16 protein-coding genes are annotated in these 15,835 nt (G+C 57.4%); 6 read left to right on the top strand and 10 right to left on the bottom strand.

All coding sequences use genetic code 11. The features are described from left to right. Positions 1 to 59: 59 nt before the first annotated feature. Together M1D43_RS31025 and M1D43_RS31030 are read right to left on the bottom strand one after the other, a co-directional pair. Positions 60 to 632: a YceI family protein gene (locus M1D43_RS31025; RefSeq protein ID WP_498815029.1), complete on the bottom strand. Its 573-nt coding sequence runs from the start codon at positions 630 to 632 to the stop codon at positions 60 to 62. Positions 633 to 659: 27 nt separating this feature from the next. Continuing rightward, complete coding sequence (locus M1D43_RS31030) at positions 660 to 1,538, bottom strand: hypothetical protein (RefSeq protein WP_498815030.1); 879 nt, start codon at positions 1,536 to 1,538, stop codon at positions 660 to 662. A 119-nt stretch (positions 1,539 to 1,657) separates the two neighbouring features. On the opposite strand from M1D43_RS31030, the gene M1D43_RS31035 reads away from it, so the two are divergent. Then, a complete protein-coding gene (locus M1D43_RS31035; RefSeq protein ID WP_498815032.1) occupies positions 1,658 to 2,551 on the top strand; it encodes a LysR family transcriptional regulator in 894 nt (297 codons plus the stop codon). 263 nt (positions 2,552 to 2,814) lie between these two features. Here the strand turns inward: M1D43_RS31035 and M1D43_RS31040 are convergent, their stop codons facing one another. Both M1D43_RS31040 and M1D43_RS31045 read right to left on the bottom strand, forming a co-directional pair. Continuing rightward, positions 2,815 to 3,414, bottom strand: a complete 600-nt coding sequence (locus tag M1D43_RS31040) for a dioxygenase family protein (protein WP_498815033.1) — start codon at positions 3,412 to 3,414, stop codon at positions 2,815 to 2,817. 260 nt (positions 3,415 to 3,674) lie between these two features. Then, positions 3,675 to 4,436 (bottom strand): IclR family transcriptional regulator domain-containing protein, encoded by a 762-nt coding sequence (locus tag M1D43_RS31045; protein ID WP_498815034.1) that lies wholly within the window; start codon positions 4,434 to 4,436, stop codon positions 3,675 to 3,677. 128 nt (positions 4,437 to 4,564) lie between these two features. Here M1D43_RS31045 and M1D43_RS31050 point away from each other — a divergent pair, with 128 nt between their 5' ends. The 5 genes from M1D43_RS31050 to M1D43_RS31070 all read left to right on the top strand — a co-directional run bounded on the left by M1D43_RS31050 (position 4,565) and on the right by M1D43_RS31070 (position 10,021). Continuing rightward, positions 4,565 to 5,296, top strand: coding sequence for a 3-oxoacid CoA-transferase subunit A (locus M1D43_RS31050; RefSeq protein WP_498815035.1), 732 nt, complete (start codon positions 4,565 to 4,567; stop codon positions 5,294 to 5,296). Further along, entirely contained in the window at positions 5,293 to 5,982 is a 690-nt protein-coding gene (locus tag M1D43_RS31055) for a CoA transferase subunit B (RefSeq protein ID WP_498815036.1), read from the top strand. Before M1D43_RS31050 ends, M1D43_RS31055 begins: the two co-directional genes overlap by 4 nt. Positions 5,983 to 5,992: 10 nt before the next feature. After that, positions 5,993 to 7,198: a 3-oxoadipyl-CoA thiolase gene (pcaF, locus tag M1D43_RS31060; RefSeq protein WP_498815037.1), complete on the top strand. Its 1,206-nt coding sequence runs from the start codon at positions 5,993 to 5,995 to the stop codon at positions 7,196 to 7,198. Positions 7,199 to 7,913: 715 nt separating this feature from the next. Next, entirely contained in the window at positions 7,914 to 8,822 is a 909-nt protein-coding gene (locus M1D43_RS31065) for a LysR family transcriptional regulator (RefSeq protein WP_498815038.1), read from the top strand. A 218-nt stretch (positions 8,823 to 9,040) separates the two neighbouring features. Next, a complete protein-coding gene (locus M1D43_RS31070; RefSeq protein WP_498815040.1) occupies positions 9,041 to 10,021 on the top strand; it encodes an LLM class flavin-dependent oxidoreductase in 981 nt (326 codons plus the stop codon). A 142-nt stretch (positions 10,022 to 10,163) separates the two neighbouring features. Here M1D43_RS31070 and M1D43_RS31075 read toward each other — a convergent pair whose 3' ends face one another. The 6 genes from M1D43_RS31075 to M1D43_RS31100 all read right to left on the bottom strand — a co-directional run bounded on the left by M1D43_RS31075 (position 10,164) and on the right by M1D43_RS31100 (position 15,799). Further along, a complete protein-coding gene (locus tag M1D43_RS31075; RefSeq protein ID WP_498815041.1) occupies positions 10,164 to 10,811 on the bottom strand; it encodes a helix-turn-helix transcriptional regulator in 648 nt (215 codons plus the stop codon). Positions 10,812 to 10,994: 183 nt separating this feature from the next. Beyond that, complete coding sequence (locus tag M1D43_RS31080; RefSeq protein ID WP_498815042.1) at positions 10,995 to 11,876, bottom strand: sugar phosphate isomerase/epimerase family protein; 882 nt, start codon at positions 11,874 to 11,876, stop codon at positions 10,995 to 10,997. A gap of 270 nt (positions 11,877 to 12,146) precedes the next feature. After that, positions 12,147 to 12,944 (bottom strand): SDR family NAD(P)-dependent oxidoreductase, encoded by a 798-nt coding sequence (locus M1D43_RS31085; protein WP_498815043.1) that lies wholly within the window; start codon positions 12,942 to 12,944, stop codon positions 12,147 to 12,149. A 36-nt stretch (positions 12,945 to 12,980) separates the two neighbouring features. Beyond that, entirely contained in the window at positions 12,981 to 13,778 is a 798-nt protein-coding gene (locus M1D43_RS31090) for an SDR family NAD(P)-dependent oxidoreductase (RefSeq protein WP_498815044.1), read from the bottom strand. Beyond that, complete coding sequence (locus M1D43_RS31095; RefSeq protein WP_498815046.1) at positions 13,775 to 14,707, bottom strand: intradiol ring-cleavage dioxygenase; 933 nt, start codon at positions 14,705 to 14,707, stop codon at positions 13,775 to 13,777. Before M1D43_RS31095 ends, M1D43_RS31090 begins: the two co-directional genes overlap by 4 nt. Before the next feature lie 21 nt (positions 14,708 to 14,728). After that, positions 14,729 to 15,799, bottom strand: coding sequence for a maleylacetate reductase (locus M1D43_RS31100; RefSeq protein ID WP_498814819.1), 1,071 nt, complete (start codon positions 15,797 to 15,799; stop codon positions 14,729 to 14,731). Positions 15,800 to 15,835 lie beyond the last annotated feature (36 nt).

A 15,835-nucleotide genomic window follows, 5' to 3' on the forward strand; every position in this document is an offset into this window, starting at 1 on the left:
TGCCTGCAACGCGACGGCCCCCCCGAGCAAAGCCATCACGGTCGATGCGCGATATCGCCCTATTTTGCGGCTTGCGCCTCAAGCGAAATCTCAATGTTGATGTCGTCGCCGATGTACGGAATGTAGGTCTTGACGCCAAAGTCCGAGCGCTTGAGGGTAGCCGTGGCGTCAAAACCAACTGCCTGACCCTTGGTCATCGGATGCTCGCCGCTCTTGTTCAAAGTCACATTGAGCGTGACAGGCTTCGTCACGCCGTGCAGCGTAAGATCGCCTTCGATGGTCCCATGCGTGTCGTCAGATTTGGTGAACTTCTTGCCGACATAGGTGATCGTGTCGAATTCTGCGGTGCTCAGCCAGTCTGCGCCTTTCACATCCGTATCGCGCTGGGCAAAGAGCGTGTTCAGGCTGTCAGCCTTGATGGTGACCTCAAGCTTTGATGCATCGATTTTCGCGGGGTCAAAACTAAGCGTGCCTGACACGTCCGCGAAGTAGCCCAACACCTTTGAGAATCCGAGATGATCGACCTTGAAGGCGACATGAGTGTGCGTGGGATCGATGCTGTAATCGGCAGCGAATGCAGGTGTTGTCAGTGCCACCGAAACAATAAGCGAGGCGAGCGTTTTACGAAGCATGATGATCATTCCTTTCGTTGGGGAAATTTAGGGATGGAAGCTATCGCCGTGACGCAAGTAGGTGATAGCGATCGAAATGATGACAGGAGGGACGACGAGCATTGAGGTTGCGACCTGACGTAGCCGAGGAGGAAGCACTGTCCATGACAGCAGATATTTCCCGAATACCTGGCCCGAGACCGCCGCAGGCAGCAGGAAAAGCAATGCGAGGTAATCCATCTTGCCGTTGACGAGAGCCGCGCTTGTGCAAACCGCGAGCACTGCCCCAACACCTGTGAAGACCCCGGTCCAGCCAAGGCCAGCGCCCGGCAGGACCAGCCAGACGAAGCCCACGGCCGCGACTGCGGAGGCAAGCCCCGCCATCAGTCCGAGTCCCGTCGACGATCCGCTAACGAGCGCAATCGGGGCAAAACCGACCGAGAGCGCAAGCAGAACTGCAACAGCGACGATCGGTCCGCCGTTATACTCTGGGGGAGTACGGTCGATCCGCTTCAGATGGTAGAGAACCGCGGCACCCAGAAGCGACGCGGCAATCGTAAATGCATAGAGTTCAAAGCTGCCGCCCTTGGCGAAACGAAAGAACCCGATCCAGACGATGAGGGCGAGCGGCATCAACGCAGCCATCGGGACAGCGAGCCGTTTGACCCGCGGCATATAATCACAGAGTGCTCCGAGAAAGGCCAAGATGCCGACAGCATAGAACACCTTTGCTGACGAACCCGCCGGCGGAAATCCAGGTATCCCGCCATAGGCGTGAATATAGGCGGCGCCGAAGCCGCCCAATGGCGCTAGCCGCGCCACAATGGGCGCCGCACGACCGACCAGGCCAGCGACAACTCCGATCGCGAGCCCCAGCAGGACGGCTACGATCAGCGGGTTATCGAAAAGGGATGCCGTCTCGGGCATTTGCGTCGAGGCCTCGGTGAGAAAATCAGTCTCAAATGGCTACTTCAACGATGCGCTCTGGTCACTTCCCCATGAGTGCCTGTATGTTATGCGAAAACGCACAGGCGACGGAGATCGGCATGGAATGGGATGACCTCAGGACGTTTTTAATGGTCGCACGACACGGCACGCTTTCTGCGGCCGCGCGTTCATTGCGCGTCGAGCAGTCGACGATGGGAAGACGACTTGTGGCGATGGAGCAGCGGCTTGGTGTTCGGCTGCTGGAAAAGACCCCACAAGGTTTCGTCGTGACCGCTGCGGGCCAAGCAGTTTTGGAGAACGTCGAGCGCATCGAAAATGAAACGCTCACAATAGAGCGGATCGTTAGCGGAAGAGATGTACGACTGGAAGGTAGTATCCGTCTGACCACGACAGAGACCTTGGGAACCCGTGTATTGGTTCCAATCCTCATGGATTTTCAGCGAATCTATCCCGGTATCAGCGTTGAGCTAAATGTCGATGCGGTAAACAGCAATCTCAATCGCCGGGAGGCGGATATGGCTTTGAGGTTGTCTCGGCCGGCCGAAGGCAATCTCGTTGCGCGCAAGGCTGGGACGCTAACCTACGGCATTTATGCCAGCGCGAGATATCTGGAGCAGCATGGCCAACCGGATTGGTCCGAGGCTGCGGCCGACCATCGCGTTCTGCTTCCGGAGGAGGACCTGACGGCCCGTCCTGAATTTGCGTGGTTTAGCGAATTAACTCGGAACGCGAAGATCGCTTTGCGTTCTAACAGTCGCTCGGTCATGGCCGAGGCTGTGAAAAATGGCATGGGCATCGCCCTGATGCTCGACTGTACGTTTTGCAGTTCCGATGTGGTGCGGCTGCAAGCGCCAAGGCAGCCAGGGAACATCGATATATTTCTACTGATCCACCGCGATCTCAGGCACGTTCCCCGAATTCGGGCTCTCTCGGACTTCCTAACGCCTCGGCTGAAAGCAATTCCGAAAAACGACGCTTCCTCGGGCGTTTAGGTCACCGAGCCGGCATCGCCAGCTCAACGATCGAACGAACCTGATGCCAGTGAACTTTCATTCTGGAGCAACTAGCGCGCCGTCTGTTCAATCAAAAAGGCAAGGGGTCTTGGGGTTCTGCCGCGCCGGTTCGCGTGGCTGAGTGGCGAAGGACTTTAGGAAATCAATCGCATTGAGCGATGAGTGAATAATGACCCGCATTCGCTTCGTTAATGGACGCCTTACAAGGAATCGCTGCCATTGAGTTTATTCGAATCCGACTCTTAGACGTTCAAAACAAAATCAAATCTGCCTGCTCGCTGGCCACCGTTTCTCTGGTACCGGACAAGCAGTCTACTGTCGAACAGCGGATCCTTTGTATTGCCGGCTTCATTTGGAAAATACAGCTGGGTGACAAGAAGCCGATGCCCACCTCGCAACAGCATGACGTGAAAGTGCGGGGTTCGCCCAGGGTAACGGCCTGGCATGATTGTATCGAAGTGATACAGGCCGCTAGCGTTCGTTATCTGGTGTCCCCTCATTTTGAAGCCGACGTTATCGTATTCCCCACGCGCGTTGGCCTGCCACATATCAATGGTTACATTGCTCAGCGGCCGACAATTGGTATCAACGACCCGCCCAACAAGCGCAATGCTTTGACCCTGAGCATCCGATCTGAAGTCTCTTTTTAGGGGCGATCTCGGAACGTAGTAGGGGCCGGATGATTGGTCCGGCGTTGGCGCCCCACCACAGGACGGAGTTGCCTCTAGAGGTTCTTGAGCCTTGAGGGCACCGCTAGCCAAAGCGGCCGTGCTGGCTAGGGAAAGTCGCAGCAGCCAGCGCCTATTCACAGAAGGATACTTCGGCAAACTTTTCTTCTTCATGTGCCTCTTCTCCAAATTGTTATGTCAGTCACGGTCCCTCAGTGCCGCAGTTGCAGATCGGGCGACAGAGCGTGATCCAGTACATTGTGATGCTGCGCCCAGGGTAAGACGTCAGGCTGAGCTATTCACGAATGACATGCTACTCCGATGTACTGTGGCCACGCGTGCCAGTCACTTCCGCGAAAGTCGTTTTTCGATATGCGAAAACGCATAGCAAAAGGCGTTGAATGGGGGATCCCGCTAGACCATCCAAACGTGATTCATGGAAGCATACCTTTCAGTTCCTCTCGCGCCGACACGAGTGACGGAATGTATCGACTGATCACGGTCTCCATTCCCTCGGCAGTTGCCGCGAGCCCGACGTTCAAAGCGGCGACAGTGCGCCCGCGCGAGTTTAGCAAAGGGACCGCCACAGATCTCAATCCCAACTCGACCTCCTGGTCGATCGATGCATAGCCGCGCTCGCGCGTCGCCACGATCTCCGCCATGAGCGCCGAAATGTCGGTGATTGTCCTTTCAGTTCGCTGTGTCCGCGGTGAAGCTTCGAGCAGCCGGCGCGCTTCATTATCAGGTAGCGCGGCCAGCAGTACGCGCCCCATCGATGTGCAGTAGGCTGGCAAACGGGAGCCCGGCATCAGGGAAATGGACATCACGCGGCGTTGCGCCGCTCGAGCCACATAAACGATCTCGGTCTCATCGAGTATCGAGACCGACGAGCTCTGATCAATGCTCTCCGACAATTGGTCCAGAAAGGGTTGGACGATCCGGGGCAGCGGCATTGTCGCAAGGCATCCGGTTCCGAGGCGCAGCACGCGCGGGGTCAGGCTGAAGAACTTGCCGTCGTAAGCCGCATAACCGGCCGCAGACAGGGTGAGCAGGCAGCGCCTTGCTGTTGCTCTGTCAAGGCCCGTCACCGCCGAGGCATCTGAAATGGATAGGCGCGGCTTCTCGAGGCTAAATGCCTCGATGACTTTCAGACCCTTTGCGAGCCCACCCATAACGTCGCGTTCCTTGATCTCCATATGGCAGCCCTCTATTGTGCGATAATCGTACAAATTTCATATACCGCACAAAATGATTGCCGTCCATGGGTCTGTTGATTTACAAACCGGTCGACAGACACCCAATCCTTGGTGGGAGGTAAAACGCGATGGACAAAACTGCCGGAGGTTTAAATGAGGCGGTCGCCGAGATCCGTGACGGTTCAACCGTCATGATCGGCGGCTTTGGCGGATCGGGGGCACCGATTGAGCTCATTCACGCGCTGATCGACAGCGGCCCGAAGAACCTCACGGTCATCAACAACAATGCCGGCAACGGTCGCATCGGCATCGCCGCTATGATTGATGCCGGGATGGTCAGAAAGATGATCTGCTCCTTCCCCAAATCGTCCGATCCACGCGCATTCACCGATAAATATCTAGCTGGCGAGATCGAGTTGGAACTGGTGCCACAAGGTACTCTCGCGGAGCGCATCCGCGCTGGCGGCGCCGGCATCCCAGCCTTCTATACCCCGACCGCTTATGGCACCGAACTCGCCGCAGGAAAGCCGATCGCAGAATTCGACGGCCGCCACTATGTACAGGAGCGTTGGCTGAAGGCGGATTTCGCCATCGTCAAGGCGCATGTCGGCGATACCTACGGCAACCTCACTTACAACAGGGCGGCCCGTAACTTTAACCCGCTGATGTGCATGGCGGCAGCCCAAACGATCGTGCAGGTCTCCAAGATCGTGCAGGCCGGCGAGATTGATCCGGAACAGGTTGTGACGCCCGGCATCTTTGTCGACCGCGTAGTTCAGGTGTCAAACCCGCAGCAGGAAGAAGAACTCATCCGGGCAGGCGCAGCTTATGCTCCGGCATATGAGGGAGTTAAGGCATGAGCGTGAACACCCGAGAAGACATCAAACTTTCCAACACTCAGATCGCCTGGCGGGCGGCGCAGGACATCGTCGACGGCGCCTACGTGAACCTGGGTATTGGCTTTCCCGAAATGGTGGCGCGCTACCAGCCGCCCGGTCGGCAGGCAATCTTCCACACCGAGAACGGCATCCTGAATTTCGGTGAGGCACCAAAGGAAGGTGAGGAAGACTGGGATCTCATCAACGCCGGCAAGAAGGCCGTGACATTGAAGCCGGGTGCAGCCTTCTTCCATCACGCCGATAGTTTCGCCATGGTGCGCGGCGGCCATCTCGACGTCGCGATCCTCGGTGCGCTGCAGGTCGCCCAGAACGGGGACCTCGCCAACTGGCGTGTCGGCACAAAAGGTGTGCCGGCAGTCGGCGGTGCCATGGATCTTGTCCACGGTGCAAAGCAGGTATCGGTGATAACCGAGCACGTGACCAAGAACGGCGAACCAAAGCTGGTCGAGAAGTGCACGTTCCCGCTGACGGGCGTGGCTTGCATCACCCGCGTTTATACGAGCCATGCTGTCATCGACATCAAAGATGGGCATTTCCTGCTGCGCGAAAAGCTGGCGGGCATGACGCTCGAGGAATTGCAGGCCATGACCGGCGCTAAGCTTCACATCGAAGGTCCGGTCACCGATCTCGTCGTACCGGCGCTCTGAGGAGGATCCCATGACTGAAGCATTCATCTGCGACTACATCCGCACGCCGATTGGCCGCTTCGGCGGCGCGCTCTCGACGGTTCGCGCCGACGACCTTGGCGCAATCCCGCTCAAGGCCCTGATGGAACGGAATGCTTCCGTCGACTGGGAAGCCGTGGGCGACGTGATCTACGGCTGCGCCAACCAGGCGGGCGAAGATAACCGCAACGTTGCCCGCATGTCGCTTCTTCTGGCCGGGTTGCCTGTCTCGGTAACTGGCACCACGATGAACCGCCTTTGCGGCTCCGGGATGGACGCTGTCATCACCGCCGCCCGGGCGATCAAGTCGGGCGAGACGGAACTGATGATTGCTGGTGGGGTAGAAAGCATGAGCCGCGCCCCTTTCGTCATCCCGAAGGCCGAGAGCGCCTTCTCCCGAAATGCCGAAATCTACGACACCACTATCGGATGGCGCTTCGTCAATCCACTGATGAAGAAGCAGTATGGCGTCGATTCCATGCCGGAAACGGGCGACAATGTCGCTATCGACTTCAAAGTCTCTCGTGAGGATCAGGACGCGTTCGCGGTCCGCAGCCAGGCCAAGGCTGCGGCGGCGCAGGAAAACGGTCGTTTCCAGAAGGAGATCACGCCGGTCATCGTGCCGCAGCGCAAGGGCGATTCGATTGTTGTGAGCAGGGATGAACATCCGCGCGCAACCAGCCTGGAGGCGCTTGCCAAACTCAAGCCGGTGAACAAGATCGAGGGCGGCACGGTAACGGCCGGCAACGCGTCCGGTGTCAATGACGGGGCTGCCGCGCTTATAATCGCTTCAGAAGCGGCGGCGAAGAAGTACGGGCTTACTCCGATCGCGCGTGTCATTGGTGGTGCCACCGCCGGTGTCGCGCCGCGTATTATGGGGTTCGGCCCGGCTCCAGCCTCAAAGAGGTTGATGACACGCCTCGGCATGACACAGGATCAGTTCGACGTGATCGAGTTGAATGAAGCTTTCGCCTCGCAGGGTCTCGCCACGTTGCGTGACCTTGGAATCTCCGACGACGACGCACGTGTGAACATCAATGGCGGCGCCATTGCTCTCGGACATCCCCTCGGCATGTCGGGTGCCCGAATCTCTGGCACGGCAGCGCTTGAACTCTCGCTTCGGAAAGGGCGCTACGCGCTTGCCACTATGTGCATCGGTGTTGGCCAGGGCATCGCAGTCGCATTGGAGCGAGTTTAGAGGCTGCAAGTAGCCGGCTGTTAGAGCATTTTTTTAATGGCAGTGGGCCAACTGCCATTAAATCAGGCAAAGTTCCTGGGCTCGCGAAATGCCGTGAGTTGACGTCCGCGCGCCAAGCAGTCTCAAGACCATGCGGAGATGGCGCCGGACATCCGCAGTCGTCCATCCTTCAATTGCAGCGATTTCGCAAAGGCTTGTGCCGTTTGACAACCACGTCAGGCAAAGGTGTTGCTCCGTAGTGAGTCTTGGCGAGCGGGCAGCGGAGCTTTTCATGACGTAAGGCCTGATTAAATACGTCCTCGAATCCGTTGTTACCAGCTATCGCCAACTGCCGGTTCGAAGGAGGGAGATCCATGTCACCGAAAGGCAGATCTTGGGTTGCAAAAAACATTAGAAGCGGGATCCCCATTCGTGAACTCATTCCTTTGGGCAAGAGATTTGCCCTCGCCGGGATAGTCTCGATTGCGGGCGACGTTTAACGAGAAATTTCGGCCTCTGCGGCTACTTAAGGCCTCAATCTTGCCGCTCCCACCTCCAGGAAACTCTGAATTGGGAAAAAATCTCCCGTTTGCGGAGAGAATTGGGAGACTTTCGCTGGCGAGATTCGGCCGAACCACGGTAGCAACTCTCAATAGACGTCTTCTGGTTGACAGAACTCAACAAAATGGCACATTAGTTTCCCAGAGATCTACCGATTGACCGTGAGAGGCTGCTAATGTCTGAGTTTGATCACCTCGGTGGTGTCGTCGCCTTTGTCACTGCTGCTAAGGCAGGAAGTTTCACCGCAGCTGCAGAAAAGCTCGGTGTGACCAAATCGGCGGTCGGAAAAAATATCTCTAGGCTCGAAGATCGCCTTGGCATGCAGTTGTTTAACCGAACCACTAGACGCATCGCGCTGACGGAAGATGGGGAATCGTATTTCGCGACTTGCGCCAGTGCACTTGATGAAATCCTGGGTGTCGAGGCTGCCCTGACCACAAGTCGACACAATCTGACGGGGCGTTTGCACGTCGACATGCCAGTGTCCTTTGGCCGAAGGATCATGCTTCCCATCCTGCTCGAAATTGCGCGCCCCTATCCTCGTCTGCAATTGACGATGACGTTTTCCGACCACGTCATCGATCCAATCACAGAAGGAGTGGATCTGGTTATCCGGTTTGGTGATCTTGATGATTGTGACGGGCTCATAGCCCGTAAGCTAACATCCCATCGATTGGTGACGTGTGCATCACCGGCATATGTCGAGAAAAATGGCGCGCCCGCGAGTGTTCACCATTTACGCGAGCACTCGTGCATAGTGGGCTATCGACGAGGGCGACCCCTCAGCTGGTGGGTGGAAATCGAAGGAACAAAAGAAAGAATTCAGCCTCCAGCAACATTTGAACTCGGTGATGGCGACGCGATCGTAGACTCGGCAATCGCGGGCTTCGGTATATGCCAGTTGCCGATGTCGATTATTCGGCCCCATCTCGAGCGCGGGGAACTTGTCCCGGTACTCGAGGAGTTTTCTCGATGCTACGTGGATGTTCACGCCCTTTGGCCGCGTACATCGCATCTCAGTCCGAAGATCAGGCATGTCGTCGACAGACTGGTCGAAGTTGCTGGCACAGGGCGTCTCGACTAAGCGCTGTCACCAAGCACAAATTCCAATCTGCGCCTACAACGTTCATTAGAAATAGTAGCCGTGCGGGACACTCAACGGTTCCAACACAACGACTTATCAGCGCGTATCCCCGCAGGTAAACGCAGGAGGTAATCAGACCAGTTCAATCGAAGATATAGCCACTGCGAGAGCCCCGAGCTCTGGACATAAGGTCTCGTGCAGGTGGCCAGGTAGGACACATGACAGCACTATCGATACTCGACCTCATCATGATTGGTGAGCAAAAGAGCCTCGGACATTCCCTCGATGAGGCACTCCAGTTCGCCAGACGTGCGGAGGCCGCGGGTTACTCAAGGTATTGGGTTGCCGAGCACCATAATATGCCAGGCATTGGATCTGCTGCAACGACCATAATCATGTCCCACTTGGCGGCGGGAACCTCGAGCATTCGCGTTGGTTCAGGCGGAATCATGCTGCCGAACCATGCACCGTTGATCGTTGCTGAACAGTTTGCCACGCTGGAAACTCTCTATCCGGGTCGCATTGATCTCGGCCTCGGACGAGCCCCGGGTTCGGACCACGAGACGGTTCTGGCGATCCGGGGGCACAATCCGGGCCCTCGGGAGTTTTCCGATGACGTGATTGCGGTTATCGACTATTTAGACGACAGCCAAAATCAGCCTGCACGCGGAATACCGGGCATCCATGGTACGCCGATATGGATTTTGGGCTCGGGCCTATACGGCGCAAGACTTGCCGCCGAACTGGGGCTGCCATTCGCGTTTGCCTCGCACTTCGCCCCCCGTTTTCTCGTGCAGGCCATCTCCGCCTATCGCGAACATTTCCGCCCCTCGCGTCATCTCGGCGCACCTTATGTTATGGCGGGTGTCTGCGTATTCGCAGCGCCAACACAGCAGGAAGCGGAATATGTTGCTTCCTCCCATCAGCAATGGGTTGCAAATCTACACGCCGGCCGGCCGGGATTGCTCCCTAAGCCGGTCGAGGGTTACATGAAACAACTGTCCGAAATCCAACGCATGGGGCTCGATCAAGAACTTGCATGCTCCGCAGTGGGCACGCTCGATGTGGTTCGGCGATGGCTGCGAGAATTTGCCGAAATGACTTCCGCCGACGAATTGATGATTGATTCGAGGATTTACGACCCCGAGGCTCGCTGCCGGAGCTATGACATCGCTGCCGAAGCGTTTCTAGACACGTAACAGTCTCCTTCTTAGCTGGTGGCCAGCAGGCCGACCTGTTCGAAATTTCCTGGGATGCCTAGGCCGCGTGCTGAGGACGCGTCTTTGCGCTTATCCTGTGTGGAATCGGCCATCTATCTTGCCCATTCCTTGCAAGCCAGCTTCAGATTAGTCCAAGTCGGCAGGCTTTAGCGACGGCGTGTGTTCTGTTGGAAGTGTCGAGCTTACGGGCCGATGTTTGCAGGTACGTGTTTATCGTATGCGGCGACAAGTTGAGTATTATGGCGATCTCCTCACTGCTCTTTCCTGCTGCCGACCAACGGAGGCATTCGATCTCGCGTGTGGAAAGATGAACGGAGGATCGCCGTGGCGGCTTGCCTGAGAAAACCTCAACAGCCTTTACGGATCTGTGATGCAGTCGGCCGATCTCGTCGACCGTGAAGGTCCGCGCGCTACCGAGCCCGTAGGCGACGACGTACTGTATTCTTCCAATGTCGTGAAAAGTGAATGCCACGACGTCCCTCAGCAAATTTGTGATGTGCGAGTTCGGGTTGATCGTACGGTCGTCAAAGAGGACACGACCTCCGACAATGGGAAGCACCGACTTAGCGAAAATTCCGACCAAGTCGTTCAACAGGTCAGTGTTGGAGTTTGTCCGCTTAAACCCGGAACAGTAAGCCGCGATAACGTCGTTGTCGACCATGGGCCGCGGAGCCTCAGGCAACGTTCCAACCAAATAGAAGCGGAAACATTGCTCGCAGAGAATCTCGTTCATTCTCTGCATGAATATGCTCAAGAGGCCGTCTTCCATCGTCGCTCTCTTCGAGGGGAAACGAGTTAGGAGTTGCTGTTAAGCCGGTAAACTTCGGTACATCGCTATTCGCGAGATCGGTCGTAGCCGGCGGCGCTCCGCCGTCTTTCGCAGACCGCCGCAGCCGTTTGCGAAACCTTGTTAACGATCGGGGCGCTAACGTGCGCCCCGGATCAAAGTGTATTAGGCAAATTGCGCTGCTGTCGCAGCGTAGGCGCGCCGTGCCATTTCATCGACCGGCAACTTGCGAAGCGTCTCCGAAAGAATCTCGACTCCCCATGGACCCTGGTAGCCAATTTTCCGAACTGCATCGATGAACGCCGGCGGATTGAGCACACCCTCGCCGGGTAGCTTGCGCCGGTAGATCGTATCCTCCCACAGTTGCCCGACAATCTCCTGATCGGCGTCATCCAGCTCGATCGAGCTTACATACCTCGACGGAATCTTCGCGACCTCGTCATAGGAGATTCCGCCGCGGGCCATGTGCCAGATGTCAATCAGCAGGCCACAGTTAGGTTGATCCGCCTGCTCGACGATCGCGAGGGCGACTTCCAAGGTGCGGACGTTACTAAAGGGCATGATTTCGAGCGCGATGCCCGTTCCGTGCTCAGCCGCCTCGCGGCTTAACTGAGCAAAGGCTTCTGCCATCCGCGGGACGTCCGGCGTCATTTCTTCCTTGGTCGGATTGTATAGGTCGGCGCCAAGACCCGGGGCGATCTTGATGTCACGGATCTTCAGCTCTTCAGCCATCTGGAAGAGTTCGCGGCGCATTGTGTCAGAAGCCAGGCGAGCCGCCCCATCCTTATACCAGTCGCCGAGAAATTCGATCTCCAGATGCTTGATCCCTTCACCGTCGACGATCTTGCGCATCTCCGCATAGCCAATTTTCTCCGCTGTCGCTTTGACATCGGCATGGATCAGGCCAACGCCTTTCCAGCCCGCCTTGGCAGCCGCTTCCACACGGTCGCGAAACGGAATTGGGCTGATCTCTGTTGGCCCGAAGGGATAGATGTCGCCTGCAAGCGTGAAATATGACGCAAGCAAATCGGGTACCTGTTTATTCATCGAGCAATCTCCTCTTTTTTCGATTTACCGACCGCTGCACCGCCTGATAGTCGTTGGCACCAAGATATTGTTTTTGTGTGCTTTATAAAGGCGCTATCGGTACTCAAAGGGTTTCCCAAAACTCTACCGACAGCGGCTACGCCGCCACGCCGACCTATCGGCAGCTACGCGCGAGCGTCCCGGATCGATCCCTCGACCCGAGTTGTATTGGCGCGACATTGGTCCGCCAGCCGACAAGAGCAGCGGAATTCAAAATTGCAGCTGTGGTCGCTAGATCGAGCGGATACTTCCGCCGTCGACCCCCCAGACCGCTGAGGTCACAAAGGACGCCAGGTCCGAGGCCAAGAACACGATCACGTTGGCGACTTCCTCAGCATTGCCGAGCCGCGCGAGCGGAAGCTGGCGAAGCTTCATTTCGTGTTCGACCGCAGCCTGCGGTTCCATGTTGTAGTGTTTGCCCATCGTCTCAGCAAAGCCGCCGGGCTTCGTCCAGAATGGAGTCCAGATCGGACCGGGGGCTACCGCGTTGACGCGGACCGTAGCACCTTCCGCCCGGGCGAGGCCTTTGGTCAAGGCCAGCACTGCCGCCTTGGACGCCGAGTAGTCGATCGGAACAGGTTCAGGCTGACGGGCAAGGTCCGACCCGTTGTTGACGATATTTCCTTTGCGCTCGCGCAGGATCGGCAGCAGATGTCGGGTGGCTCGGACATAGCTCATGAAGTTAAGCTGGAAAGTCTTGTCCCATTCTTCGTCGATCAACTGCTCAAAGGTCCGGATCGCCCCGGAGCCAACATTGTTCACCAGGACGTCGACCACGCCGCCCGTCTCTCTAAGAAGCGTATCGAGGCCGGCTGTTACCCCGTGACTAGTCGACAAGTCCGCCTTGGCGGTTTTCGCCTGGCCCCCGGCTTTGGCTATCTCAGAGGCGACCTCCTGAAGCTGACCTTCATTCAGATCGAGCAGTCCAACCGTTGCCCCCTCCTTGGCGAACGCAAGCGCGGTCGCGCGACCGATGCCTTCGGCCGCCCCGGTAATGAATACCACTTTTCCCTTGAGACCCGTTTCCATATCATCTCCTCCAAATGTCAAATTGTTTTGGCCTTGTCAGACCGACGCACCTTCCGCGCCGGTCCGGAAATCGAAGCTCGTCGTAAGGCCGCCATCTGCAATGATCTCGGCCCCGCGCAGGGCAGTCGCGCCGCTCGACAGCAGAAAAAGTGCGGCCTGTGCGACTTCCGCGGCTTCAAGGATCCTTCCTTCCGGCTGTCGAGCGGAACGGGACGCCAGAAACTGCGCACTATCATTGGCTGACTCGAGGTGGCGCTTGAACAGGCCAGCGAGCATGGGGCCCGGGCTTAGTACATTGGTACGGACACCATCGCGGGCGTGGTCGACTGCCACCGTGCGTGCCAGTTGACGCACGGCTGCCTTGGTTGCGTTGTAGATTGCGAGTTGTTGCTCGGCGAGGGTCGCGTTCACGCTTGCGACGGCAACGATCGCGCCGTTCTTCTTTTCGACCATCAACGGAAGCAGCGCCTTCATCGCCAAGACTGTGCCGACGATGTTGACGTGCATCGCGCGGTCCAAGATTTGAGGCGTCGCCTCCGTGACATCGCCCACATCAAGGATTGCTGCCGACGTGACGAGACCGAGTGAGGGAACGTAAGCATGGTGCAGATAGTCGACGACCCTGTCCCAGGTCGCTTCGGCCCCGACGTCGCCGGTTACATGGTGATAGCGGGAAGCTGCGGCCAGATCAGGCTGGGCCTCGGCTACATCGACGCCAACGGTCGCAACTCCGTTGGCGAGCAGAAGGCGCGACAGTTCGTGTCCGAGGCCGGACGACGCCCCGGTCACGACAACCATCTCGGGAAGGGAGAACTGGACGACCGGTGACGTCATGGCTGCCCCACCTCGTTGTCTCCATGCTTCTTGGTGGCGAGAACGAAATCCCAGTTCACCGACCAGTAAGGCGCGGTGAACTGCATTTCCCGAACCCTGTCAGCGTCCGTCACCTTTTGGAACTCCGCGATGAGCGAGTCTTTGACGCCAAAGACGGCGTCCTGATCGAGGTACTGACAATCCGGTGAGAAAATGTGAGTAATGACCGGGTCGTAGCCTTCGGCGCTCACGATGAAATGAATATGCGCAGCCCGGTTCGGGTGCCGGCCCATTGCGCCAAGGAGCTTGCCCACGGGGCCGTCATCCGGGATCGGATAGAAGCGTGGCTTAGACGATCGAAACCAGTATTCGCCGTTCTTGTCGGTCGTGAACACTCCTCGAAGGTTCCAGTCCGGCTGAACGCCCTTTTGCTGAACGTCATAGAAGCCGTCGTCGTTCGTCTGCCAAACATCGACGAGCGCACCCTCGACCGGCTGTCCGTTCGTGTCGAGGACCCTGCCCTTGACGACGAGCGGCTCGCCCTTTCCATCCAGGCAGATGTTGGTTCCTGGTGCGTAGCGAGGCGCTTCGGGGACGTAGAAGGGTCCGAGGATCGTATTTTCTGTCGCGCCGTTGGGTCGCCGATGGTTGATCGAATCCACCAGCATCGACACACCGAGAATGTCCGAAAGCAAGATATATTCCTGTCGCCAGTCGGTGCACATTTGGCCAACCGCCGTAAGGAACTTGATCGCCGTCAACCATTCCTCGTGGGTCGGCTCAATTTCCTTCACCGCAGCATGAAGATGCTTCACGATAGTTCCCATGACCTCGCGCAGGCGCGGATCGATGTCCGTTCCCATCCGGGCGTTGACCACATCGACGGAGTTCTCCTCCGTGAAATACGGGTATTTGGGACGCTTTGCTGTTACGTGCCGATCCTCGGGCATAGTTTCCTCCTGACTATTATCTTACGCGCCATCCACTTGCGGGGCGTCGCCTGCATAGGCACGGCTGATCAGGGCATGCAGGGGGGCCCGCACCAGCGGCTGGGGATTCCAATATGGGTTAGTCAGAGCTTTGTCGGCGACCGTCTCGATGCCGGATTCCGGCATGCCGAGGTCCCTAAGGGCCCTCTTTGCACCGATGCGTCCTGCAAGATCGAACAGTGCGCGCGCGGGGTCGTCAGTGTTGAGCCGTTGCGACAGGCTCTTCATCACGTCCGGTATGGCTGGCGCGTTGTAGGCCAGGGCATGGGGCAGAATTATTGTATGGGTTTCAGCATGGGGAAGGTCAAAAGTCCCACCGATGGTGTGACACAATTTATGATGAAGCGACATTCCAACTGAACCCAGGCAAATGCCACATAGCCACGCGCCATAAAGAGCTTGGGCGCGAGCGTCTCGATTGGTTGGATCATCGACGATGACCGGAAGCGCTTCGTAAAGTGCCCCGATCGCTTCAAGAGCCATCATCGTGATAATCGGATTGGCTTCTTTCGCATACAGCGCCTCGACGGCATGCGCGATCGCGTTCATGCCGCTCGTTCCTGACATGCCGGCAGGCAGTGTCATCGTCAGGTCAACATCGTAGATGACGACCTCCGGAAGGATTTTTGGGCTGCTTTGAGTGACCTTGTTGCCGTCCTTGGTCTCACCGAGGATTGGCGTCATTTCCGATCCCGCATAGGTCGTCGGTGCAACAATCTGCGGGAGATCGGTTCTCAAGGCCAGGGCTTTCGCCAAACCGGTTGTTGAGCCACCACCGACCGCAATCAAGCCGTCGATGTTTTTGTCCTTAACGATCCGTAAGGCTGTCTCGGTAACTGAAACCGGCGTGTGCATGGCGGCACCTGCAAAGATCCCAGCACAACGATCGCCGATAAGCTGAGCCAGTCGCTTCGCATCCTCCTCCTGAGGAGGGGTTGCCAGAACCAGGACTTTGTTCAGACCGAGCCGTTCAACTTCGGACGGGAGCTGTGCCAGGGTGCCTGATCCGAAGATCACTCGAGCCGGTTGACCGTTGTAAGTAAAAGACAGCATATTCGACTTCCGTAGATTGGGATTTGGATGTGCGTA

The sequence above is a fragment of the Ensifer sp. R1-3 genome, from assembly GCF_056739175.1.